At 63.3% G+C, this 23,656-nt stretch carries 24 protein-coding genes; 14 read left to right on the forward strand and 10 right to left on the reverse strand.

All coding sequences use genetic code 11. From position 1 onward, the window contains the following. Window positions 1-137 precede the first annotated feature (137 nt). From folP to folK, 3 genes are read left to right on the forward strand one after another with little or no spacing between them, the layout of a single operon-like run. A complete protein-coding gene (gene folP / locus NKI32_RS09190) occupies window positions 138-983 on the forward strand; it encodes a dihydropteroate synthase (protein WP_023752194.1) in 846 nt (281 codons plus the stop codon). A gap of 17 nt (window positions 984-1,000) precedes the next feature. Beyond that, entirely contained in the window at window positions 1,001-1,360 is a 360-nt protein-coding gene (gene folB, locus NKI32_RS09195) for a dihydroneopterin aldolase (protein WP_023673502.1), read from the forward strand. Next, window positions 1,344-1,862: a 2-amino-4-hydroxy-6-hydroxymethyldihydropteridine diphosphokinase gene (folK, locus tag NKI32_RS09200; protein ID WP_023685987.1), complete on the forward strand. Its 519-nt coding sequence runs from the start codon at window positions 1,344-1,346 to the stop codon at window positions 1,860-1,862. The genes folB and folK overlap by 17 nt, the downstream gene beginning before the upstream one ends. Here folK and NKI32_RS09205 read toward each other — a convergent pair. Both NKI32_RS09205 and NKI32_RS09210 read right to left on the reverse strand, forming a co-directional pair. Beyond that, a complete protein-coding gene (locus NKI32_RS09205) occupies window positions 1,859-2,407 on the reverse strand; it encodes a DUF924 family protein (protein WP_353002528.1) in 549 nt (182 codons plus the stop codon). The genes folK and NKI32_RS09205 overlap by 4 nt on opposite strands. Continuing rightward, window positions 2,407-4,254: a monovalent cation:proton antiporter-2 (CPA2) family protein gene (locus tag NKI32_RS09210; protein ID WP_353002529.1), complete on the reverse strand. Its 1,848-nt coding sequence runs from the start codon at window positions 4,252-4,254 to the stop codon at window positions 2,407-2,409. The genes NKI32_RS09205 and NKI32_RS09210 overlap by 1 nt, the downstream gene beginning before the upstream one ends. A 160-nt stretch (window positions 4,255-4,414) precedes the next feature. Between NKI32_RS09210 and NKI32_RS09215 the strand changes: the two genes are divergently transcribed. From NKI32_RS09215 to NKI32_RS09225, 3 genes are all read left to right on the forward strand, one after another. Beyond that, the gene (locus tag NKI32_RS09215) at window positions 4,415-5,404 is read left to right on the forward strand and encodes an AraC family transcriptional regulator (protein WP_023688656.1); all 990 of its coding nucleotides are present in this window, start codon (window positions 4,415-4,417) and stop codon (window positions 5,402-5,404) included. Window positions 5,405-5,464: 60 nt separating this feature from the next. Further along, entirely contained in the window at window positions 5,465-6,673 is a 1,209-nt protein-coding gene (locus tag NKI32_RS09220) for an MFS transporter (protein WP_353002530.1), read from the forward strand. Between the two features lie 183 nt (window positions 6,674-6,856). Continuing rightward, window positions 6,857-7,123 (forward strand): hypothetical protein, encoded by a 267-nt coding sequence (locus tag NKI32_RS09225; protein WP_023688654.1) that lies wholly within the window; start codon window positions 6,857-6,859, stop codon window positions 7,121-7,123. 339 nt (window positions 7,124-7,462) lie between these two features. Here NKI32_RS09225 and NKI32_RS09230 read toward each other — a convergent pair whose 3' ends face one another. From NKI32_RS09230 to NKI32_RS09245, 4 genes are all read right to left on the reverse strand, one after another. Beyond that, window positions 7,463-8,011: a hypothetical protein gene (locus NKI32_RS09230; protein ID WP_023673495.1), complete on the reverse strand. Its 549-nt coding sequence runs from the start codon at window positions 8,009-8,011 to the stop codon at window positions 7,463-7,465. Between the two features lie 82 nt (window positions 8,012-8,093). Then, window positions 8,094-9,161 carry a YcjF family protein gene (locus NKI32_RS09235; RefSeq protein ID WP_352885916.1) on the reverse strand — a complete coding sequence of 356 codons (1,068 nt, stop codon included), beginning with the start codon at window positions 9,159-9,161 and terminating at the stop codon, window positions 8,094-8,096. Next, window positions 9,158-10,636 carry a YcjX family GTP-binding protein gene (locus tag NKI32_RS09240; RefSeq protein ID WP_352841242.1) on the reverse strand — a complete coding sequence of 493 codons (1,479 nt, stop codon included), beginning with the start codon at window positions 10,634-10,636 and terminating at the stop codon, window positions 9,158-9,160. The genes NKI32_RS09235 and NKI32_RS09240 overlap by 4 nt, the downstream gene beginning before the upstream one ends. An 85-nt stretch (window positions 10,637-10,721) precedes the next feature. Next, on the reverse strand, window positions 10,722-11,225 hold the full coding sequence (locus tag NKI32_RS09245) for a SixA phosphatase family protein (RefSeq protein WP_023688651.1): 504 nt from the start codon (window positions 11,223-11,225) through the stop codon (window positions 10,722-10,724). A gap of 69 nt (window positions 11,226-11,294) precedes the next feature. Here NKI32_RS09245 and NKI32_RS09250 point away from each other — a divergent pair, with 69 nt between their 5' ends. Beyond that, window positions 11,295-11,474: a hypothetical protein gene (locus NKI32_RS09250; protein ID WP_023696495.1), complete on the forward strand. Its 180-nt coding sequence runs from the start codon at window positions 11,295-11,297 to the stop codon at window positions 11,472-11,474. 5 nt (window positions 11,475-11,479) lie between these two features. After that, window positions 11,480-11,896, forward strand: coding sequence for an RNA polymerase-binding protein DksA (dksA, locus tag NKI32_RS09255; protein WP_023673491.1), 417 nt, complete (start codon window positions 11,480-11,482; stop codon window positions 11,894-11,896). 175 nt (window positions 11,897-12,071) lie between these two features. Here dksA and NKI32_RS09260 read toward each other — a convergent pair whose 3' ends face one another. Continuing rightward, a complete protein-coding gene (locus NKI32_RS09260; RefSeq protein WP_023706175.1) occupies window positions 12,072-12,788 on the reverse strand; it encodes a flagellar biosynthetic protein FliO in 717 nt (238 codons plus the stop codon). Between the two features lie 204 nt (window positions 12,789-12,992). On the opposite strand from NKI32_RS09260, the gene cckA reads away from it, so the two are divergent. After that, on the forward strand, window positions 12,993-15,563 hold the full coding sequence (gene cckA / locus NKI32_RS09265) for a cell cycle histidine kinase CckA (RefSeq protein ID WP_353002531.1): 2,571 nt from the start codon (window positions 12,993-12,995) through the stop codon (window positions 15,561-15,563). An 84-nt stretch (window positions 15,564-15,647) separates the two neighbouring features. Beyond that, window positions 15,648-16,358, forward strand: coding sequence for a purine-nucleoside phosphorylase (locus NKI32_RS09270; RefSeq protein ID WP_353002532.1), 711 nt, complete (start codon window positions 15,648-15,650; stop codon window positions 16,356-16,358). 5 nt (window positions 16,359-16,363) lie between these two features. Here NKI32_RS09270 and NKI32_RS09275 read toward each other — a convergent pair whose 3' ends face one another. Next, window positions 16,364-16,666, reverse strand: coding sequence for a ribbon-helix-helix domain-containing protein (locus NKI32_RS09275; RefSeq protein WP_023670924.1), 303 nt, complete (start codon window positions 16,664-16,666; stop codon window positions 16,364-16,366). A gap of 220 nt (window positions 16,667-16,886) precedes the next feature. Between NKI32_RS09275 and NKI32_RS09280 the strand changes: the two genes are divergently transcribed. The 3 genes from NKI32_RS09280 to NKI32_RS09290 all read left to right on the forward strand — a co-directional run bounded on the left by NKI32_RS09280 (window position 16,887) and on the right by NKI32_RS09290 (window position 19,510). After that, entirely contained in the window at window positions 16,887-17,282 is a 396-nt protein-coding gene (locus NKI32_RS09280) for a VOC family protein (RefSeq protein ID WP_023693374.1), read from the forward strand. Window positions 17,283-17,362: 80 nt separating this feature from the next. Then, window positions 17,363-17,887: a twin-arginine translocation pathway signal gene (locus tag NKI32_RS09285; RefSeq protein WP_023832053.1), complete on the forward strand. Its 525-nt coding sequence runs from the start codon at window positions 17,363-17,365 to the stop codon at window positions 17,885-17,887. A 51-nt stretch (window positions 17,888-17,938) separates the two neighbouring features. Next, entirely contained in the window at window positions 17,939-19,510 is a 1,572-nt protein-coding gene (locus NKI32_RS09290) for a GMC family oxidoreductase (protein ID WP_023684618.1), read from the forward strand. 64 nt (window positions 19,511-19,574) lie between these two features. Here NKI32_RS09290 and NKI32_RS09295 read toward each other — a convergent pair whose 3' ends face one another. Then, complete coding sequence (locus tag NKI32_RS09295) at window positions 19,575-21,488, reverse strand: PhoX family protein (protein WP_023684619.1); 1,914 nt, start codon at window positions 21,486-21,488, stop codon at window positions 19,575-19,577. 117 nt (window positions 21,489-21,605) lie between these two features. Then, window positions 21,606-22,001: a hypothetical protein gene (locus NKI32_RS09300; RefSeq protein ID WP_023684620.1), complete on the reverse strand. Its 396-nt coding sequence runs from the start codon at window positions 21,999-22,001 to the stop codon at window positions 21,606-21,608. Between the two features lie 313 nt (window positions 22,002-22,314). On the opposite strand from NKI32_RS09300, the gene urtA reads away from it, so the two are divergent. Next, window positions 22,315-23,625, forward strand: coding sequence for an urea ABC transporter substrate-binding protein (gene urtA / locus NKI32_RS09305; RefSeq protein WP_023684621.1), 1,311 nt, complete (start codon window positions 22,315-22,317; stop codon window positions 23,623-23,625). The last annotated feature ends 31 nt before the right edge of the window (window positions 23,626-23,656 follow it).

Genomic DNA, 23,656 nt, shown 5'->3' on the forward strand with positions numbered 1-23,656 from the left:
ACTCACCTTGCTTTACGGCCGTTGCCGGCGCAACGGAATTGATCTTCCACCGATCACGCATCGTTGATGGATTGCAAGCGCTCGATGAGCCACATGCCAATGAGCCACATGCCAATGAGACACATGGTTGAAGGACAATGACGACAAGGCGATGGCAACTGGCGCATAAGTGCCATCTCGACCTTGGCGAGAAAGCCATTGTGGTCGGCATTCTCAACGTCACGCCCGACAGTTTTTCGGATGGAGGACTGTTCATCACGCCTGACCAGGCGGTGGCGCAGGCGCACCGCATGGTGGAAGAAGGCGCCGCCGTCGTCGATATCGGCGGGGAATCGACGCGCCCCGGCGCCTCGCCCGTGACGCCTGAAGAAGAGCAGGCCCGCATCCTGCCGGTCATCGCCGCGCTCGCCAGTTCAGGCGAAGCCCTGATTTCGGTCGACACCTATCGCGAGGAAACCGCGCGCCTCGCCGTCGCCGCCGGCGCGCATATCGTCAACGATGTCTGGGGCTTGCAGCGTGAACCCGGCATCGCCCGCGTCGCCGCCGAGACCGGCGCCGGACTGGTCATCATGCATACCGGGCGCGGGCGGCAAAAACTGCCCGACGTCATCGCCGACCAGTTTTTGTTCCTCAAGGCTTCGCTGGAAGTCGCCAGGCGCAGCGGCGTTGCGGACGATCATATCGTACTCGATGCCGGCTTCGGCTTCGCCAAGGAGACGGCTGAGGAAAACCTCGACCTGATGGCGCGGTTTTCCGAGCTTAAGGAGCTCGGTTTTCCCTTGATGGCCGGCACCTCCAGAAAACGCTTCATCGGCACCGTCACCGGCCGCGAAGCCGGCGCGCGCGCCGCCGGGACGGCAGCCACCAGTGTCATTCTGAGGCTGAAGGGCGCCGATCTGTTTCGCGTCCACGATGTCGCAATCAACGTGGACGCACTGGCGGTCGGCGATGCTATGCTGGCGCGCGAAAAGCCAGGACGCTGAGCCCAGGACACTAAGAAATGTACGTCATCCGCATGAAGAACTGCGCCTTCTTTGCCCGGCACGGCGTGCTGGATGAGGAAGAGGCGCTTGGCCAGCGTTTTTATGTCGATGCCGAGTTGACGGTCGAGCCCAGCCGCCCGCTGGAGGATGATTCCATCGAGGACACCGTCAATTACGGCATCGCCTTCACGGTGATTGAAAAGATCGTCACTGGACATCGCCGCTTCCTGATCGAGGCGCTGGCGCTCGAAGTGGCGAAGGCGCTGACTTCACGGTTCCCGCAGATCAGGAAGGCCGAGATCACCGTGCGCAAACCCAACGCACCGGTGCCCGGCGTGCTCGATTACGTCGAGGTGACCGTTGTCTGGCCAGAGTAACAATAACACGGTCTATCTCAGCCTTGGCGGCAATCTCGGCGATCCCTCGGCCTCGATGGCGGCGGCGCTGCGCCTGCTCGACGCCGACGAGAGCACGCGCGTCGTCGCCGTCTCCTCACTTTACCGCACGCCGCCCTGGGGCAAGCTCGACCAGCCGGATTTCCTCAACGCCGCTGCCGAAATCTCGACCTCGCTGGCGCCAAGGGCGCTGCTCGACCTCTGCCTCGAGGCCGAGCGCAAGCTGAAGCGGGTGCGCGAGGAGCGCTGGGGTCCGCGCCTGATCGACATCGACATATTGGTGTTCGGCGACCGCACAATCCACGAAACCGGGCTGGAGGTGCCGCATCCCCGAATGGTGGAGCGCGCCTTCGTGCTGGCGCCCTTGGCAGAGATCGCGCCGGATCTGGCGGTGGGCGGCAGGAGCGTGACCGAGCGGCTCAGCGCCGTCGATACGTCAGGCATAGAGCGGCTGGCTTCCGGCCGCGATTGGTGGCTGGGTTAACCGGAGAAGCCGCCGCCATCGAGAAATGCCTGTTCGTCCGCCGTCGTCTCGCGGCCAAGCATCTTGTTCCTGTGCGGAAAGCGGCCGAAGCGCTGGATGATGTCGCGGTGCTCGATGGCGTATTTCACATACTCCGGCGCCCTGGCGGTGGTGAGCTCGACCGATCTGTCCTGGTCGGCGGGCAGTTCCGAATGTTCGTAGGGCAGGTACAGGAAGACGCGCAGGTTTTCTTCCAGCGAAAGGTCATGGCCGGCCGCAATCGCCTTGGCGGCAAAGTGCCGTGCCAGCGGATCGGTGGCGTACATATGGCCTGAGCCGCGAAAGCAGTTGCGCGGAAACTGGTCGAGCAGGATCATCAGCGCCAGCGAACCCTCGGCATGCTCCGACCATGCGTCGCACTCGCGCCGCGCGGCGGCAAAGTGCAGGTCGAGAAACCTGCTGCGGAATTCCGCGTCGAAGACGTCGTTCTTCTCGAACCACGCGTCTTCGCCGGCCTCGCGCCAGAATTTGGTGACGGCGAGCGCGCGCTCATCCGATGCGGTCATCAGCTTTCCCCCTGATCGGCGGGCTCGGGCTTGTGCAGCACGCCGGCCGTCTCTTCGTTCAGCGCCTGGCCGGGCCGGCGCGGTTGCGTCAGCGGCGTCGGGATCGGCGTGCCGGTATTGCCCCTGAGGAAACGTTGCCCGGCGCGGACGCCTTCGGCCAGCTGCGTCTCCAGTCGGGCATTGTCGCGCCGTCGCACATCCTCGATGACATCGGCGACATCTTCCGGCTCGACGCCCAAAACCTCGAGCGCGGAACCGCCGAAGACGAGGGCCGATTCGAAGGTCTCGCGCAGCTGGAAGTCGACCCCGGCGCGGATGAGCGACAGGGCGGTGCCGCGATCGAAGGCACGCGCCAGGACAGTCAGCAACGGGAACTCCGCCTTGATCAGTTCCGCCATGCGCACCGTGGCGTCCGGCTTGTCGACGCAGATCAGCACGGCGCGCGCGCGGCCTGCACCTGCGGCGCGCAGAATGTCGAGCCGCGTGCCGTCGCCATAGTAGACCTTGAAGCCGAAATCGGCGGCCGCCTGTATCATTTCGACATCATTGTCGATGATCGACACATCGATGCCGCGCAACAAAAGCGGCTGGCTCGCGATCTGGCCGAAACGGCCGAAGCCGATGACCAGCACGCTGCCGGTAAGGCCGTCGGCGATGTCGACGCCTTCAAGCGACTGCTCGTCGCGCGGCGTCAAATATTTGAGCGCAATGATGGCCAGCGGCGTCAGCACCATGGAGATGATGATGATAGCGGTCAGCGTTGCGTTGGCCCGGCTGTCGATGATGCCAACCGCCGCCGCGGCCGAATAGAGGACGAAGGCGAATTCGCCGCCTTGCGCCATGATCACGGCGCGTTCCAGCGCTTCACGATGACCGCTCTTCAGCATGCGGGCGACGAGATAGATGCCGAGCGCATTCATCGCCATGTAGGCGACGACATAGACGGCGATCAGCCGCCAGTTGTCGGCCACCACATGCAGGTCGAGCGACATGCCGACGGCGAGGAAGAACAGGCCAAGCAGGATGCCGCGGAATGGCTCGACGTCGGCCTCCAACTGGTGGCGGAAGGTCGATTCCGAGAACAGCACGCCGGCCAGGAAGGCGCCCATCGCCATCGAGAGGCCGGAAAGCTGCATAACCAGCGCCGACCCCAGCACGACCAGAAGTGCTGCCGCCGTCATGACTTCGCGCGCCTTGGCGTCGGCCAGGATGCGGAAGAACGGGTTGAGCAGATAGCGGCCGGCCACCACCAGCCCGACGATGGCGCCAAGACCGATGCCGATTTCGGCCAGCCTCTGCTGCAGGGTCATCTCGGCGCCGCCCGGCGCCAGGAAGGCGACCAGCGCCAGAAGCGGCACGATTGCCAGATCCTCGAGCAGCAGGATGGACACGATGCGCTGGCCCTTGGGGCTGGCCATCTCGCCACGCTCTTCGAGAAGCTGCATGACGATCGCCGTCGAGGTCAGGACGAAGCCGGCGCCGGCAACGAAGGATTGCGCGATCGGAAAGCCGCCGGCGAGACCAACACCGGTAAGCAGCAATGCGCAGACGCCGACCTGCAGCGCGCCGAGGCCGAAAATCTCGCGGCGCAGGCCCCATAGCCGCGACGGCTGCATCTCCAGCCCGATGATGAACAGGAACATGACCACGCCGAGTTCGGCGACATGCAGGATGGCTTCCGATTCGGAAAAAATGCCAATACCGAACGGGCCGATGACCACGCCCGCGGCGAGATAGCCGAGGATCGAGCCCAGCCCCATGCGTTTGAAGATCGGAACGGCGACGACGCCTGCGGCAAGCAGCGCTACCACCTGAATGAGATCGCTGCCCGATGCTTCCGCTGCCATGCCTCTTGTCCCTGTGTCCGACAGCACTCCTTGCATGCACTGGGAGCGGGAGGCAAGGGCGGGAAGCCTGCCAGAATGGGTAGGGTGCCGTGGCAGCGATTCCCCGGTGGAACAACAGTCTGCGCTTGCCTGTCGGACGGCCGGTATCTATATCTGGCAAATGCCTGATTATTCGTCCCGGCCGTCGCCGCTGCCACATATCCCGATGGATGCGCTCAGCGAAGTTCTGCAAGACTTTCGCTTGAGTGGCGTCAACTATGGCCGCTGCGAACTCCGGCACCCATGGAGCATAGACTTTCCGCAACAACAACTGCTTCGTTTTCACTTTGTCGGCCAGGGTCCATGCTGGATTCACACCGAAGCGCAAGGCTGGCAGGAGTTGCGCGATGGCGATCTGGTGCTGCTGCCGCAAGGCATCGCCCATCGGCTGGCGAGTGCGCCGGACGTGGTGGGCGATTCGCTCGAGGGCTGCCAGGTGATCAAGTTGGGCGGCAACGTTTGCGAAGTGATACGGCAGGGAACGGGCGCGACAAGCACCCTTTTCTGCGGCTCCATGTCTCTCGGCTCCTATGCGCTCAATCCGTTGATCACGTTGATGCCGCCTCTCATCAAGGGTTGCGACGTGGCCGGCAATGACCCGATGGTCGGCCCTTTGCTGGCGGCCATGACGGTGGAGGCCGCGCAACCGCAGATGGGCAGCGCCACCATCCTGTCGCGTATGGCGGATTTGCTGACAGCCAGGCTCATACGCTGCTGGGTCAATTGCAACGGCGCCTCGACCATCGGTTGGCTTGCAGCCATCCGCGACCCCCATATAGGGCGCGCTCTGGCGGCCATGCATCGCGACCCCGGCCACAGCTGGACGCTGGGAAGCCTGGCCGGCGTGGCAGGCCAATCGCGTTCGATTTTCGCCGAGCGCTTCAGCGCGGTATTGGGGGAGGGCGCCGCACATTATCTCGCCCGCCTGCGCATGCAGCTTGCCCGCGAATTGCTGGGCCAAAACGGCTTGTCTGTTGCCGAAGTCGCTACCCGTTTGGGCTATGATTCCGAGGCGTCCTTCGCCCGCGCGTTCAAGCGCATCACCAATGTCTCGCCAGGCGTTGTGCGCCGCACAATTCCCGGACGAATGGATATGAATTTCGGATTTTAAGGTACATAACATCCGGGCGGACTCGCCTATCTAAGATCTCCAAACTGTGGAGATCTTCCCGTGACTGACACAACATTACAGCTTGAAGACGCCGCCATTGGCCTTGATGCCGATGCACCAGCCGCGTGGAGCGTGGCCACCTGGTTCGCGGTCCTTTCATTGGCGGCCACCAGCTTTGCCCTGGTGTCTGCCGAATTCTTGCCGGCAGGTCTGTTGACGCCGATGGCGCGCGATCTCGGCATCAGCGAGGGAACGGCCGGACAGGTCGTCACCGCCACCGCTTCCGTTGGCGCCGTGACGGCCATGTTGAGCAATGTTCTCATCGGTCGATTGAACCGCAAGGCGGTGCTGGTTGGCCTCATGGCCCTGGCGGTCGGTTCCAATATTCTTGCGGCGCTGGCGCCCAATTTCTGGCTGTTGTTGCTGGGCCGGGCCGGACTGGGGATTGCTCTCAGCGCTTTCTGGGCACTTTCCGTTGCCGTCGTGGCGCGGCTGGTCGGCGCCAATGCGACAGGTCGCGGCATGGCGATCGTGACCCTCGGCGTCTCGCTCGCGACCATTGCCGCGCCGTCGATGGGTGCGTTGATCAGCGACTGGCTGGGATGGCGCAGCGCGATGGCCATGACGGCGGGGCTGGCCGCGCTTGCCATGCTGCTGCAGCTTCTCAGCCTGCCGACCTTGCCTGCGGCGGCAAGCAACAGCCTTGCAGACGTCTTTCGGCTGACACGGCGGCGTGGCATCCAACTCGGCATGCTTGCCATTGTTCTGCTGATGACCGGGCATTTTGCCGGCTCGGTCTATGTGCGCCCGTTCCTCGAACAGGTGACGCTCCTCACAACCGGGCCGATTGCCCTGGCGCTGCTCGGGTTCGGCATCGCCGCTGTGATCGGCAATATTGCCGGTGGCCGCCTGGCCGACACCAACATCCACATGGCCCTCGCAGTTACCGCCGCGTTGATGGCGTTTGCGGCACTCGCTTTGGTGCTTTGGGGCGCGCAAACCGGCGTTGCCTTCGGCTTTGTTACGCTGTGGGGCTTCGCCTTCGGCATGGCGCCGGTTGTGCTGCCGACCAATATGTCCCGCGCGGCGCCTGATGCGCTGGAAGCAGCAGGCAGCCTGATGGTCACTTCCTTCCAGGTTGCCATCACCGTCGGTGCGGTTGTCGGCGGTTATGTCGTGGACACCTATGGCGCTACGGGGCCTTTGACCCTAACCGCCGTCCTTGCCGCGGCGACGGCCGCACTGGCGCTGCTGCAGCCTCGTGGCTGAAACCTTGCTTCGTCTGACACGGGCGGCCTCAATCAGGCCGTCCGCGCCGTTGCAGCAGCGCTGCACAAGTTTATGCGCCGCACACGTTGCGTTTTGCCGCAATCGGCGGCTATGGGACGCCAGGCTTCGGCCGTTGGAAGGCAGCGACGATCAAGTTCTGCCTTCGTGAGGAGAATGACTGACATGAAGAAGTTTTTGCTCGTCGGCGTGGGTGTCGCCATGCTTGCCGCATCGGCCTGTTCGAAGGCGCCTGAATGCACGCAGGAGATTGCCGCCAAGAAGGCGCAGGAGATGACCGCCGCGCTGCAGGAGGCGATCACCAAGGATCCGTCCAAGGCCGCCGACCTGACCGCCAAGGTGCAGGCTGTGACGACCAAATATCAGGGCGCCACCACGCCGGCCGACGCCTGCAAGGCCTATGACGAGCTGACGGCCGCCATCAAGGGCTGATTCTTCGTTCGGAAATTGAGAAAGGCGGTGGCTCGAGTAGCCGCCGCCTTTTTTGCTGGTGTTCTTAAAGCGCATCGCGCTGACACGAAGGACGGCCGGCACGCACAGGACCCTGACACGTTGGCCTTGCTGTGGCTTGGGCCGTCGGACGCTGACATCGTCGGTTGCGCGCCACATGTCCGATCGCGGCAGAAAGGTGCCGCCCGAGCGGCCCGTGCTTGAGGAGCGCCAACCTGGCCGCAAGGTGGCGTGTCCTTCCCGACATCGAGCTGAGCGGAACAGCTCAGCTAACGCGCAGTGCAACCCGTTCCGCGCTTTTTTCGGGGAACCGCTTGAGAGTCAGTTTTTGGCGATGGAGCCGACTTCGACGGCGTCGACGCGCTTGAGGCTCATGCCGATGACCGGCACCAGCTGCTGGTCGACGCGCACGGCGATGGTCACCGTCATCGAATTGTCGTCGGGAATGCGGGCCTGCATGACGCCGCGCAGCTGGTTGCGGTTGATGGTGAAGACGACTTTGCGGGCATCGACCACGTTGCCGCCGATGATGTCCAGGCCCGACCCCGCGGCGCCGCCCATGAAATTGCCCTTGTAGTCGCGGCCCTTGCGCTCGACGGTCGCCGACATTTTCTGGGTGAAGACACCGACGCGGCAGTCGCCATCGAGCGTCATGCCGGTCTTGTTGTCCGGCGTCGAGCCGTCGAAGCTGCAGGTGAACTTCGTGCCCTTGTATTTGCCGGCGATGATTTCGCCCGGGCCGACCCATTTGCCTTCAACGGTGCGGAAGAACTGCTTGTCGGGCTCCGCTGCAAAGGCTTTCCCGGTCGGGCCCAGAGGTGCTGCAAGCGCGACCAGGGGCAGGACGCAGGACAAGATTACGCTTTTCATAGACGACACCCGGCAACAAGGAGGCTGTTGTTGGACGACCATGAACAAGATTGGTTAATGCTTGGTGACCGCGAGAGGGCGTTCACTTGGTCGAGGCGGGTGCTTCATTCTCTTTTCTGGCCGCAAACGAGGTCAGCGCCGACAGGAAATCGCCCATACCCGGCCGCCTGCCGGCAATGAAGGGCAGGGGCCGCGCCGTCTCCATGGCAGCAATGCCGATACGCGCCGTCATCATGCCGTTGACCACGCCTTCGCCGAGTTTCGCCGAAAGCCGTGCGGCAAGGCCATGGCCGACGATCTGCTGGACAAAGCTGTCGCCGACGGCGATCGAGCCGGTCACCGCCAGATGGGCAAGAACGCTGCGCGCCAGCCGGAAAAAGCCCAGCGTGCCCGGCCTGCCGCCGTAGAGTTCGGACAAGCGGCGGATCAGGCGCCCGGCCTCGAACACGACATAGGCAACGTCTACGAGTGCGCGGGGGCTGACGGCGGTGACCAGCGACACGCGTTTGGCTGCTTCGAGGATCATCACCTTGGCTCTCGCATCGAGCGGCCCGAGAATTTCGGTCTCGGCCAGTCGCACCAGATTGCCGCCATCGATGATCTCGCCGCGCAATTCGGCCAGGGAGCGCCTGCCGGCCGCGGTTTCGGGTTTCGCAGCGACAAAGGCCGAAAGCTCTTCGACGACGGCCCTTGCAGCCTTCGGATCGTCGCGGGCCACGGCATCGAGCGCCCGCTTTTGCAGTTTTTCGACCTCGGCCAGCCGGGCGATAGCCAGGAATTCGCGCACCAGCACGACCGCGAGGGCCAACACGGCAATTGCGGCCATTCCCGCTGCCAGCCACCCCAGCCACTCTGCGCGCTCGAACAGGTCGCGGATGAGCTGGTCGGTCCACAGGCCGACGGCGAGCGAAACCAGCACGCCGGCCGCGCCGAAAAACAGGCTGGCAAACAGCGAGCGCCTGCGCGGCGCGGTCGCCGGCGGCGGTTCGGCGGCGACAATGTCGGGTTCGTCGAAGACATCGATCTCGGCCGGCACGACGACGGCGCGCGACTTGCGTGCCGACGGCTCGGCATGGGGGCGGCGCGCTTCCTGCTTCGGTTCGGCCTCCGGCTCGATGCGGAAAGCTGCCGGTCTGCGGGGCGCGGTCATGCCAGATGGTCTCCGATCAGGAACTGCAAGGCGCGGTCGAGCCTGATATGCGGCAGCGACAGCGTGACGCCTTCAGCGGTGCGTTCGAGCTTTGGCGGGCGAAAGCGCACGAAACGGATCGCCGGATCGTCGCTGCTCTGCCGGTGGTCGGCTTCGGAAACGTCGAAAACCGCGTCAATTTTCTCCGGCAAGTCCCCGGGAAATATGGCGGTTTCGGCTTTACCATCAAAGGTTTCGCCGTTGATCTTCTCGCCCTTCAGCGGCGTGCCGATGATCACCGGCAGGGTTTCGCGGCCTTGCTTGACCGTGCCTTCGCGCGTCGCGCGCACCGCCGCCATGGCGACCACGTCGACATCGGCGCCGGTGAAATTCGCCCGCGCCACGGCGCGGTCGGCAAGCCGCCGCACGATTGCCTGCAGGCGGTCATGGCTTTCGTGATGCAGATGGTCGGCCTTGGTCGCGGCAACCAGGATGCGGTCGATGCGGCGTGAAAACAGGTCGGTGAGGAAATTGCCTCGGCCAGGACGGAAACAGGAGAGGATTTCGGTCACCGCGCGTTCCAGGTCGGCCATCGCGCCGGGGCCGGCGTTCAACGCCTGCATGGCGTCGATCACCACGATCTGGCGGTCGAGGCGGGTGACGTGTTCGCGGAAGAACGGTTTCACCACATGCGTCTTGTAGGCCTCGTAGCGGCGCTCCATCATCGCTTGCAGCGAGCCGGAGCGCGGCCGTTTCTCACCCTTGAGCAGCAAGGGCGCGAAGGTCAGCGCCGGCGATCCCTCGAGGTCGCCAGGCATCAGGAAACGGCCGGGCGGCAAGGTCGAAAGCGCCCGCTCGTCGAGCTTGCAGGCCTTGAGGTAGGCGGCAAAACTCTCGGCGAGGCGCCGCGCCGTCATCTCGTAGGCATCGGCATTGGGGTCGATGGTCGCCGACAGCGTCCGCCAGTCCTGCGACACGTCGGCCCGCACCGGCAGCATCGCCATCTCGAACGCCTCGCGCGAAAAATCGGCGAAGGATTTGCCGAGCAGCGGCAGGTCGAGCAGCCATTCGCCGGGGTAGTCGACGATGTCGACCGACAATCGGCCGCTGGAAAACATCCGGTTCCAACCGGAGGCAGACTCATATTCGATGGTGAGCCTGAGTTCCGAAATGGCGCGCGTCGAGTCCGGCCAGGTGCGGTCGTTGACCAGGGCGGAGATATGGTCCTCGTACTGAAAACGCGGCACGGCATCGTCCGGCTGTTCCTCGAGGAAGGCGCGCGCGATCCGGCCCGACTTCTGCGCCTCGAAGAGCGGCAGGCGCCCGCCATGGATGAGATTGTGGACGAGAGCCGAGATGAACACCGTCTTGCCGGCCCGGGACAGGCCGGTGACGCCCAGCCGAAGCGACGGCGAAAAAAGCCCGCTCGCACGCCCCGACAGCGTATCCAGGGCAATTCTCGCTTCGTCGGTGAAAGTGGTCAGCGATGATGCCAAAATCTGTTCTCTCAGGCGTGCTCTTGCGCCGATATAGGCTTTGCGGTTCAAGTTTGAAATGGCGCCCGGCCTCGGCCGGCTCGGCTCAGAGATCGACGGGCGTCAGGAAGGCTTCGAGGTAGCCGGCGCCTTGCGAGGCTTCCGCAAGGTTGCCGCTGAAGCGCACGACCGCAAGGCCGGATGTCGGGAAACCATGGTTCATGATGGCCCGAGCAGCCTCGTCGCCGTCGCCCGAGACCGCCATGGCAAGGTCTTCCGTCATCGGATTGTGGCCGATGACCAGCAGCGAGCCGGGGCCGCCATTGCTGCGGATGATGGCGAGGTAGCCGGCGGCATCCTCGCTGTAGAGCGTGTCGAAGAACAGCACCCGGCCGGTATCGGTGTGGCCGGCGATGCCTTCCAGCGTCTGGCGCGCCCGCTTGGCGTTGGAGCAGAGCGTGATATCGGGGATGTAGTTGCGGGCACGCATCGCAGTCCCCATCATTTCGGCATCGGCAATGCCGGATGCGTCGAGCGGGCGATCGAAGTCGCGCACGCCGGGAAGGGCCCAGCCAGCCTTCGCATGCCTCAACAGATACAGTCTGCTCACCGGACCCCCAATGGTGTGCTGCCCACCAATGACACAACTGGATTAGCCACGAGAAAGGCCTGAGGCACAATGGGCGGCGACGCCCAAGCGCAGCGAATCATGTGCGAATTCGCCCGCGCCCTTGCTATGGAAGGCTTTGCTGAGGATCGCCCGCGCGGCATTAACAATTGCGTGAAACGCGCGCGGATTACGCTTGTGCAGCCTTCTCTGCGCGAATATATAGGCGCCAAATTTGGGGTTGTTGGGTGAGTCGAATGAACGATATCGTTACAGCCAATTACGTACCCTCTGAAGACGAGCCGTTCATGAACGAACGGCAGAAATCCTACTTTCGCCTGAAGCTCGTCACCTGGAAGACCGACATACTGCGCGAAGCGCGCGAAACCCTCGAAATCCTGCAGCAGGAAAACGCCAACCATCCCGATCTCGCCGATCGCGCTTCCTCGGAAACCGACCGCGCCATCGAGCTTCGGGCCCGCGACCGCCAGCGCAAGCTCATTTCAAAGATCGATTCGGCGCTGCAGCGCATCGATGAAGGCACATACGGCTATTGCGAGGAAACCGGCGAGCCGATCGCGCTGAAGCGGCTGGATGCGCGTCCGATCGCGACCTTGTCGATCGAAGCGCAGGAGCGCCACGAACGCCGCGAGAAGGTCTATCGCGACGATTGAGCCGCTGCCGTCAGGCAGGACTGTTTCATCAGAAATGGCCGGGTTTCCCGGCCATTTCTGTTTTTGGCCGAAGGGTTTAGTCCGCCCCCAAGTTAAAGCGCGTCGCGCTGAAACGGACGACACGCTTAAGCGGCGTTCGATCGGGAATCGGCAACATGTGACGGTTCGCCGGGCTTTATCGTTTCTGGCTGGCGAGTTCGCCGAGCAGCTTGGTCATCTCGTCGTCGAGAGACTGCGGTGCCTTCGCAGCCGGCTTGCTTGCCGGTTTGGGGTGCGAATCGTCGAGCGAGACCTCGAGCTCCCGCATCAGGGTATCGTCGATGGACTCATGCTTCGGTGGCGGGGCCTGCCGGGCAGTATTGGCGGCGGAGCCATAGGCCGGCAGCGGTGTCACATTGCTCGCCTGGTAGATTTGAGCCGGTTTCGGCGCCGGCGCGGCCTGGCGCGGCGGAACGGCGGCCGGAGCAGCCCTTACCGGTTGCGGCGGCGGCGCCTGCCTTGCGGGCGTGGCCGGAGCGGGTTGTGCTGCGCGCGGACGCGGCGCCTGTTGCTGCTGGCCAACACCGCCATCGCCGGTCAATGCCGGACGGCGTGGCGCTGCAAGCCTGATATCGCGCTCGACGACAACGTCGGTTGGGCCGCCGATCAAAAGCAGGTGTTCGATGTCGTCGCGACGGATGAGCACCAGCCGGCGGTGGCTGTCGACTGCCGTGGCGTCCATGACCGCCAGCCGTGTCTTGCGGTTCCTGCCGCCGGCAACGAAGGTGCCGAAGGTCAGGTTGCGGATCAGCCTGATGATGATGAGCACGATGACCAGCAGGACAAGGGCAGCAAACGTCCACAGCAGCGCTGCGGCATATCCGGGACCCGCCACATTATCCAGCCACTGCATCGGTGCCCCCAATCGGCTTTGAAGTGGAGGGACACTAGACCGTTGCGGCCAGCCACCGCAAGTTGCCTTCACGCTTCGTGAACAGCTTGAAAACACCGACGCGTCATTTTTATCCGACATTTGCCGCCAAGGCCTTTTCCGGATTAGGAGAATGTGATTCAACCGGCCGGGGGCGGTGTCGGACAACTCACGAGCAGGGGGCATATGGCCAGGGAAACGCGCGGCGATTTCTATCCGGTACCGATCGTCGATCAGAACACGCGGCCAGGCGCGGTTACCCGGCTCATCGTGTTCATCATCGTCCTGACTGGGGCCGCGATCGTTTTCGGCATTTTCCGCGAGCGTCTTGGCGATCCGTTCCTGCTCGGCATGCTGGGCGTGCTTGCCATGATCGGCGTCGGCTTCCTGTTCGCCACGGCCATCGGCTTCGTGCAGATCGCGCCGCGTTCGACCGGGGATGAACTGTCGAAGGCCTTCGTCGATTCCATGTCGCAGGGCCTGATCGTCACCGACACGAAGGGCCGCGTGGTCTACGCCAACCGGGCCTATGCCGAGATGACCGGGGCTGCGTCGGCCGCCGATCTGAAGACGGTCGAAGGCCTGCTTTCCGATGTCCCCGAAGCTTCGGTGACCATATACCGGCTGGCCTCGGGCTTGCGCGATGGCCAGGCCGGCGACGGTGAGTTCCGGCTGGCACAGTCGATCCGGCCGGGCGCCGAACCCGGCGCGCGCTGGTACCGGGCGCGAGCCCGTACCTTCAGCGTTCCCGGTCAGCGCCTGCCGATGCTTGCCTGGCAACTCGCCGACATCTCGCAGGAACGGGCCGAGCAGGAGCGTTTCTTCCTCGACCTGCAAAAGGCTATCGACCATCTCGACCATGCGCCGGCCGGTTTCTTCTCGGCCGACCAGGAAGGCCGTGTCACCTACATCAACGCCACGCTCGCCGAATGGCTGGGCATCGATCTGGCGAGCTTCACCCCTGGCGCCGTGACACTCCCGGAAATCGTCGCCGGCGACGGCATGGCGCTGGTGCGCTCGGTCAAGGCCGATCCCGGCACCACCCGCAACGCCGTCATCGATCTCGATCTTACGACGACGACCGGCGAGGCGCTGCCGGTGCGCTTCATGCATCGGGTCTCGGCCAGCCGCGAGGGGACCAACGGTCCCACCCGCACCATCGTGCTCAACCGCACCCAGGGCGAGGACGCATCGGCCGATCTTCGGGCTTCGGAGGTACGCTTCACTCGCTTCTTCAATTCGACGCCGATGGCCATTGCCGCCGTCGACAATGGCGGCCGCATCCTGCGCACCAATGCGCCGTTCCTGTCGCTGTTTTCCTCCGTCGTCGACGGCGACGCGGTCGACCGCCGCGTGCGGCTGGACACCGTGATCCACGAGCGCGACCGGCCGGCCTTTGCCGCCGCGTTCGAAAAGGCGCGGCTGAGGCAGGCCGACATCGAGCCGATCGACACGCTGCTGCCCGGCAATGAGGAGCGTCACATCCGCTTCTACGTCAACGCCGTCGCCGACGGCACCGGCGAGGGCGCCGAGGAATCGGCCATCGTCTATGCCGTCGAGACCACCGAGCAGAAGGCGCTCGAGGGCCAGATGGCGCAGAGCCAGAAGATGCAGGCGGTCGGACAGCTCGCCGGCGGCATCGCCCACGACTTCAACAATGTGCTGACCGCCATCATCATGGCGTCGGATCTTTTGCTGACCAATCACCGGCCGTCGGACCCGTCCTTCCCCGACATCATGAACATCAAGCAGAATGCCAACCGGGCGGCCTCGCTGGTGCGGCAGTTGCTCGCCTTCTCGCGTAAGCAGACATTGCGGCCGGAAGTGCTGAACCTGACCGACGTGCTTGCCGATCTCCGGATGCTGCTTGCCCGCCTGGTTGGCAACGAGATCAAGCTGAAGGTCGACCACGGCCGCGATTTGTGGCCGGTCAAGGTCGATATCGGCCAGTTCGAGCAGGTGGTGGTCAACCTGGCCGTCAACGCGCGCGACGCCATGCCGGCCGGCGGCGACCTCACCCTGCGCACCCGCAACGTCACCGCCGAACAATGCAAGAGCTTCTCCTACCGCGAGCTCACGCCTGCCGACTATGTCGTGGTCGAGGTCGAGGATAGCGGCTCGGGCATTGCCCCGGACGTGCTGAAGAAGATTTTTGAGCCGTTCTTCACCACCAAGGAAGTCGGCAAAGGCACCGGCCTTGGCCTGTCGATGGTCTATGGCATCATCAAGCAGACCGGCGGTTTCATCTTCTGCGATTCCGAAGTCGGCAAGGGTTCGACCTTCCGCATCTTCCTGCCGCGCCATATCGTGGAGGCGAAAAAGCCCGGCGACGTCAGCGAGGCGCCGGCTGCGCCGGTGAAAGCCGCCGACAGCGCCAAGGACCTGTCGGGCTCGGCCACTGTGCTCCTCGTCGAGGATGAAGACGCCGTGCGCATGGGCGGCTCGCGGGCGCTGACCTCGCGCGGCTATACCGTCCATGAGGCCTCCTCGGGCGTCGAGGCGCTGGAAGTCTTCGAAGCGCTCGGCGGCAAGGTCGATATCGTCGTGTCCGACGTGGTGATGCCGGAAATGGACGGACCGACGCTGCTCGGCGAACTGCGCAAGCGCCAGCCCGACATCAAGTTCGTCTTCGTGTCCGGCTATGCCGAAGACGCTTTCGCCAGAAACCTGCCGCCGGACGCGCAATTCGGCTTCCTGCCGAAGCCGTTCTCCCTCAAGCAACTGGCCACCGTGGTCAAGGATGTATTGGAGTCCTAGGGCGCCCTAATTCAAAGCTTGCGCAATGACGTGACACTGCCATGATTGCAGGCGAAACGGGCGGCGGGTTTTGGGGAGCATGTCGTGACGCCGCACAACGAGGCTGCCAGGGGCGACTATGCCGCAACGGTGCTGTTGCCGGGCGATCCGCAACGCGCCGAGTGGATGGCAAAGACATTTCTTGAGGCGCCGCGCTGCGTCAACCGCCGCCGGGGCGCACTCGGCTTCACTGGTCTCTATCGCGGCCGTGTCATCAGCATCCAGGCCACCGGCATCGGTGTCCCGTCCTTCCTGGTCTATGCGCATGAACTCCTGGACGTTCACGGCGTAAAAACGCTGATCCGCACAGGCACCTGCGGCGGCCTGACACCCCGCGTGCCGCTGCGCTCCTTGGTGATCTCGCAGTCGGTGCGCGCCGAAAGCGACCAAAGCGGCCAGGTCTTCGGCCTCTACGATGCTGCCGCCGGGCCCGATCCCGGCCTGTTCGCCCACGCTTTGGCCTGCGCCGCCCAGCTCGGCATCGACCACCAGGCCGGGCTGACCATCTGCAGCGATGTCTTCTACCACCCTGAAGGGCGCGACCGCTTTGCCGAAGCGCAGGCGCTTGGCGCTCTCGCTGTCGATATGGAAACCAGCGCACTCTACCGAATCGCGGCGCATTTCGGCGCCCGCGCGCTGTCGCTGCTGACCGTCGTCGACAACATCGTGACCGGCGAACAGACTGCCTATTCCGAACGTCAGGCGCTGTTCACCGATATGGCGCGGCTCGGGCTCGACGTTGCGGCGGAAGGCTAGCTTCCTCAGGCCGCTTCGCGCTTCGGCGTCAGCTCATCCATGTCTGGCCGGTGACCGCGCAGATAGAGCGCGCAGGTGGTACGCAGCATCGACGCGAAGTTGGGAATGGCGCCGTTGATCTCGATCGCCTCGTCATAGAGTTTTGAGATGAACTTCGGCGTCGTCAGGCCCTGGCTGTCGGCAATTTCGTCAAGCAGCGCCCAGAACGTTCCTTCAAGCTGGATACTCGTAGAATGACCATCGATGCGGATCGACCGGTTGATCTGTCGATAGCCTTCCGGATCCTGCCCGGCAAAAACCCTGCACATCCTTACCTCCCGATATTGTTGGTTTTGGGCGCAGCGTGTCGCGCCTTCAAGTTGTGGTTGTCCCTGCATGTTCGGCCTTGTGGGCCGAATCGGCAATCGGACTTTCGTCTTTAGGCGCAGGCATAGCAGCGATTGCAAATTTAGCCGTGGTAACCGGCTGCCACCACCTTTCGCGCGTGCCGCCCATAATCGCCTCCAACATGCAGCGGCGGAGACTGATTTGGCGAAGGCAATCCATTCCATGATCCGGGTTCTCCAAGAGGCCAGATCCGTCGATTTCTACAGAAACGCTTTCGGGCTCGATGTCGCCGACAGGCTGGATTTCGAGACATTCACGCTGATTTACCTTGCCAACGCCGAAACGGGGTTCGAGCTCGAACTCACCGTGAACAAGGGCCGCACCGAGCCTTATGGGCTAGGCGACGGTTACGGCCATCTGGCGGTCTCGGTGTCCGATCTCGACAGCGAACACGACCGGATCGGCGCGCTCGGCCTCCACCCCAAGAAGATTGTCGAATTCAACCGCGACGGATCGCTGATCGCCCGCTTTTTCTTCATCGAGGACCCCGACGGCTACAAGATCGAGGTTCTGCAGCGTGGAGGGCGCTTCCAGTAGGGGATTATCAGCCGCATTCAGCCGCGCGGCGCCAGCAACGGCGCTGTTCAAGGGCGCAAACAGCAAGCAGGGAGGAACAAATGGTCACGATCTATGACGCGAGGCTCTCACGTCGTGAACTTCTCAAACGCGGCGGCATCGGCGCGTTGCTCGTCATTTCCGGCAGCGCCGTCATCAGCCCTGAAAATGCCTGGGGGCTCGAGACATCGGCGCTCAAGCCCGAAACCATGGCGACGCTGATCCAGATGGCGCGCGACATCTATCCGCACGATCAGGTGCCCGACAAATACTACGCCATCGCCGTAAAAGGGCATGATGAGCAGGCCGGCAAGGACGCTGCCTACAAGGCGATGATCGAAGACGGCATCGCCGACCTCGACAAGAAGTCGGGCGAGGGCGGCTATCGCGGCCTCGGCTGGGAGGAGCAGCGCGTTGCCGTGCTGCAGCAGATCGAGGCGACGCCGTTCTTCCAGTCCATCCGCGGCGGCGTCGTCGTCAGCCTCTACAACCAGCAGGAGGTGTGGCCGATCTTCGGCTACGAGGGCGAATCCTACTCCAAGGGCGGCTACATCGCGCGCGGTTTCGACGACATAGAGTGGCTCTGAGCCCTTCCGTCGTTCTGAAACCCGGCAAACAGGAATTCATGGGAGGAAACCATGGCAGCTTCATTTGATCTCAACAACGACGGCGTGGTCGTGATCATCGGCTCCGGCGCCGGCGGCGGCACGCTCGGCAACGAACTCGCCCAGAAAGGCGTCGATGTCGTCATCCTCGAGGCCGGCGCGCGCCACGAATACGAGGATTTCATCAATGACGAGTGGGGTTCCTTCAGCCAACTCGCCTGGACGGACAAGCGCACAACCTCAGGCGACTGGCGGGTGTCGAAGGATTTCCCCAATTTGCCGGCCTGGATCGTCAAATCGGTCGGCGGCTCGACCACGCACTGGGCCGGCGCCTCGCTGCGCTTCCAGGAGCATGAGTTCAAGACGCTCTCGACCTACGGCAAGCTGGAAGGCGCCAACCTGCTGGACTGGCCGGTCACATTGGCCGAGATGGAGCCTTACTACGCCAAGGCGGAAGCCAAGATGGGCGTCACCGGCACCAATGGCTGGCCGCGGCTGCCCGGCAACAACAACTTCAAGGTGCTCAAGGCCGGCGCCGACAAGCTCGGCTATAAGGAATGTCATACCGGCAACATGGCAATCAATTCGGTCGAGCGGGACGACCGCAACTCCTGCCAACAGACCGGCTTCTGCTTCCAGGGCTGCAAATGGGGCGCCAAATGGTCGACGCTCTACACCGAAATTCCCAAGGGTGAGGCGACCGGCCATCTCGAGGTCCGGCCAAACGCCATGGCGATCAAGATCAACCATGACGCTAGCGGAAAAGTGACCGGCGTCGTCTATGCCGACAAGGACGGCAAGCTGCAGGAGCAGAAGGCCCGCATCGTTGCCGTCGCCGGCAACTCGATCGAAAGCCCGCGCCTGCTGCTGAACTCCGAGTCAGCGAAGTTTCCGCAAGGGCTTGCCAATTCGTCGGGGCAGGTCGGCAAGAACTACATGCGCCACACCACCGGTTCGGTCTACGCCATTTTCGACCAACCGGTGCGAATGTATCGCGGCACCACCATGGCCGGCATTATCCGCGACGAGGCGCGGCACGATCCCTCACGCGGCTTTGTCGGCGGCTATGAATTCGAGACGCTGTCGCTCGGCTTGCCCTTCATGGCCGCCTTCCTCAATCCCGGCGGCTGGGGCCGTTCCTTCACCACCGCGCTCGACCACTATGATCACATGGCTGGCCTGTGGATCGTCGGCGAGGACATGCCGCGCGCGGAAAACCGCGTCACGCTGCACAAGGACGAGAAGGACGCGCACGGCATGCCGATCGCCGACGTGCATTTCGATGATCATCCCAACGACACGGCGATGCGCAACCATGCCTACAAGCAGGCCACAGCGCTTTACGATGCGGTCGGCGCGACGCGCTCCTTCCCGACGCCGCCCTATCCCTCAACCCACAATCTCGGCACCAACCGGATGAGCGAAAAGGCGGAAGACGGCGTCGTCAACAAGCACGGCCAGGCGCACGACATCAAGAACCTGTTCGTGTCGGACGGCAGCCAGTTCACGACCGGTGCGGCTGAAAATCCGACGCTGACGATCGTGTCGCTGGCTATCCGCCAGGCCGAATACATCGCTTCGCAAATGTCGGCCAAGACGATCTGAGCCGTCCTCCCGGATCGCTACGCGGAACGCGCATGGCGCGTTCCGCCTTTTTCACTAGGACTCACTATGCGCCGACCGGCTGTCCGTCCCTGCGGCGGATGGCGACGACGGAAGGTCGCGGCAACTGGCCGTCTTTGAAATCGGGCCATAGCGTCTGCGCCTTGTCGAGCGTCTCGGCATCTTCCGCAGGGTGCTGCACCGACAGGAACAAAGTCGTGCCGTCCGGCGTGAAGCACGGGCCGGTCGCTTCGGCGCCGTGCGGGCAGGTGAACAGCAGCTTCGGCAGGCCGCGCGCCGCACCTTCGGTGTCGACGCCATAGACGCCGTCCGGCAGGTCGAAATCATTGGCGCCGTCCGTCGCCACCCACAGCCGCCCCGCCGGGTCGAAGGTGATGTTGTCGGGGCAGACGAACCAGCCATTGTCCGACGTGTCCGGATGAAAAGTGGCGCCGACCTTGGCATCTTTCGGGTTGCCGCAGAGCACGAACAGGTCCCAGGCATACTTTTCCGCCGTGTGGTCGGCATCCGCGCCGCGGCCGCCGGGCGGGATCAGTTCGACAATATGGCCCCAGAGATTTTCCGGCCGCGTGTTGGCCGGATTGACCTTTGACTGGTCGCGCTTCTTGTTCTTGGTCATCACCGCATAGACGCGGCCGGTCACCGGATTGGTCTCGATGTCCTCGGGCCGGTCCATCGGCGTGGCGCCGAGCGCATCTGCCGCAAACCGCGTCTTCAACAGCACCTCGGCCTGGTCGGCAAAACCGTTCTCGACGGTAAGCTTGCCCTGGCCGTGCACCAACGGCAGCCACGTCATCGAGCCATCGGCATCGAAGCGGGCGACCGACAGCACGCCATCGTCGAGCAGATCGGCGCCGGAGGCCGGGTTGGCCTTGTCATAGGCCTTGGCCGAGACGAAGCGGTACATATATTCGAAATAGTCGTCGTCACCCATATAGACGACAACGCGGCCGTCCTTGTTGAGGACCACGGTCGAGGCCTCATGCGACATGCGGCCAAGTGCCGTGCGCTTCACCGGCCTGGACTGAGGATCGTAAGGGTCGATCTCGACCACCCAGTCGAAGCGGTTGGCCTCGTTCGGTTCCTTGTCGAGGTTGAAGCGGTCATGGAAGCGGCCGCGGCCATAGATGTCGGAGCCGTCGAAGCCGTAACGGTCGAGCAGGTCGGCAGTCGGCGCCTTTTTCGGGTCGCCGCCGAAAATGTCGGACACGCCTTCCTCGCAGGTCAGCACCGTACCCCAGGGGGTGAAACCGCCGCTGCAATTATAGCTGGTGCCGAGCACTTTCGTGCCAGTCGGGTCGGCCGAAGTTTTCATCAGCGCATGGCCGGCAACCGGTCCGGAAACGGTCATTTCGGTGTTGGCGGTGATGCGGCGGTTGAGCGGGCTGTCCGCCACGGTTTCCCACTTGCCGTCCTTCACCTGCACCTCGAGGATCGAATGGCCCATCGCGGCCATGCCGAGATTGACCTGTTCCCTGGTCATCGTCTTGCCGGCATCGCCCTCGGTCATCCCCGGAAACATCACATTGGGCGAGATGTATTCGTTGTTGACGCAGAGCAGGCCATGATCGGAATTCACCGTGCCCTTGGGCAGCGGCATGAAGGCGATGTAGTCGCAATTGTAGCCGAAGCGCTTTTCCTGTTCCTCCGCCGCGACCTTGTTGCCGTCGAATTCGGCGAGGCCGGCTGCAAGCGGGTCGCCCCAGCGCGCGACGATGGTCGTCTCATAGCCTTCGGCGGCGGCATGGGTCTTGTCGTAGACCCGCTTCAGCTCGGGAAAGCCGAGCGTCGACTGCGCTGCGGCGGCATGCGTTTCGCCGGCAAACAAGGAGCCGACAAAGCTGCCGCCGGCAATCAGCGCGCCGGAGGCGAGGCTGCCTTTCAAAAGAGACCGGCGCGAGACGCGCTCGGCAATGATTTCGCGGATGACGGGGGAGGATGAAGACGGTGTATTGGCCATGGTGTCTGCCTCTCAGGGTGGATGTTACGGCGCACCGTTGCCCTAGTCTGCTTAGGCAACATTCACATGACATAAGAGGAAGGTTTTGCCGCAACGGGGCGCGGCACTACGCATCGCTCAGCCCTTGGTGCAGGTCGAGGCGGTGAAGGCGCCGTCGGGCTGCTTCAGAATGATGTCGAATGACGGGGCGGTCTCGCCGTCCAGTGTTGCCTGTGTCATGGAGACGGAGTTGCCACCGGTGGTATAGCCGCCCAGCGGCCCGAGCCAGGTGATCTCGCCATTGGCGTTCATCTGATAGTTGTAGCCTTGCAGCGCCGTTCCGAACGTCACCGGGCCGGTATAGACATTGCCCTTGATAGTGATGTCGCCGAGGTTGAGGAAGGCGCCGAGCAAATAGACCTCGCAATGATAGGTGCCGTCAGGAAGTTTGCCCTCGCTGAAATCGGCGCGCGCGGCGCCGCTCGTTGCCATCAGCAGCAGGATGCAGGAAATGCGTGAGATGCGAGATGTCATGACGTCTCTCTTTTGAAGGGCGAGCTTGCCCTATTTTTGCGCGGTGCCGCAACATTGTTCGCCCGGAACCCACGGCCGGAGATCAAAAACTAGGCATTTGTCTCAATTGGGCGAAAATTAGGCAAAAGTGGTGTGCGCTGCGCAAATTTGCCTCAATCAATTTTTACCGGCTGCCTTTTTGTTTCTCCAGGCTAATATACCAACCGGCTGATAACGCTCGGCTATTCCATCTTTGTGAGCGGCGCCTTCGCGTTTGGCACGGCAGTTGCTTTGCATTGTCGCGGTGCAATCAAACAGCTTGGGAGTCTTCGGTATGAGGGGTAATTTCTCCACAATAACAAAAATGTTTTCGGCGGGCGTGATCGCCGCCGGCCTGTCGATGTCGTCTCCGGCCAAGGCCGCCGAAGACACGATCAAGGTCGGCATTCTGCATTCGCTATCGGGGACCATGGCGATTTCGGAGACGACGCTGAAAGACGCCATGCTGATGCTCATCGAAGAGCAGAATGCCAAGGGCGGTCTGCTCGGCAAGAAGCTCGAGGCGGTCGTTGTCGATCCGGCCTCCAACTGGCCGCTCTTTGCCGAAAAGGCGCGCGAGCTGATCTCGAAGGACAAGGTCGCCGCCGTGTTCGGCTGCTGGACCTCGGTGTCGCGCAAATCGGTGTTGCCGGTGTTCTCGGAACTCGACAACATCCTGTTCTACCCCGTCCAGTATGAGGGCGAGGAAAGCGAGCGCAACGTGTTCTACACCGGCGCCGCCCCGAACCAGCAGGCGATTCCTGCCGTCGATTATCTCATGAGCGAGGACGGTGGCTCGGTGAAGCGCTGGGTGCTGGAAGGCACCGACTACGTCTATCCCCGAACCACCAACAAAATCCTCGAGGCCTATCTGAAGGCCAAGGGCGTCGCCGCCGAAGACATCATGGTCAACTACACGCCGTTCGGCTTCTCCGACTGGCAGACCGAAGTCTCCGCAATCAAGAAATTCGGCTCGGCCGGCAAGAAGACCGCCGTCGTCTCGACCGTCAATGGCGACGCCAACGTTCCGTTCTACAAGGAACTCGGCAACCAGGGCATCAAGGCCGAGGACATCCCGGTCATGGCCTTTTCGGTCGGTGAGGAAGAACTGGCCGGTCTCGATACCGCGCCGCTGGTCGGCCATCTCGCTGCCTGGAACTATTTCGAGAGCGTCGACACACCCGAAAACAAGAAGTTCATCGCCGACTGGCACAAGTTCATCAAGAATGACAAGCGCACCACCAACGACCCGATGGAAGCTCACTATATCGGCTTCAACATGTGGGTGAAGGCGGTCGAAAAGGCTGGCACCACCGATCCCGACAAGGTCATCGACGCCATGGTCGGCGTGTCCGTGCCGAACCTCACCGGCGGCTATTCGACCATGATGCCGAACCATCACATCACCAAGCCGGTGCTGATCGGCGAGATCCAGGCCGACGGCCAGTTCGAGACCGTGTCGCAGACGCCCGGCCTCGTGATGGGCGACGAATGGTCCGACTATCTGCCCGATTCCAAGGACCTGATTTCGGATTGGCGCGCGCCTCTGTCCTGCGGCAACTTCAACGTTGCCACCGGCAAATGCGGCGGCAAGGGCACGAACTGATCCCTCCCGGGACTGACCGATCGTGGACGCG

The organism is Mesorhizobium sp. M0761, from assembly GCF_040320205.1.
Taxonomy (GTDB): Bacteria; Pseudomonadota; Alphaproteobacteria; order Rhizobiales; family Rhizobiaceae; genus Mesorhizobium.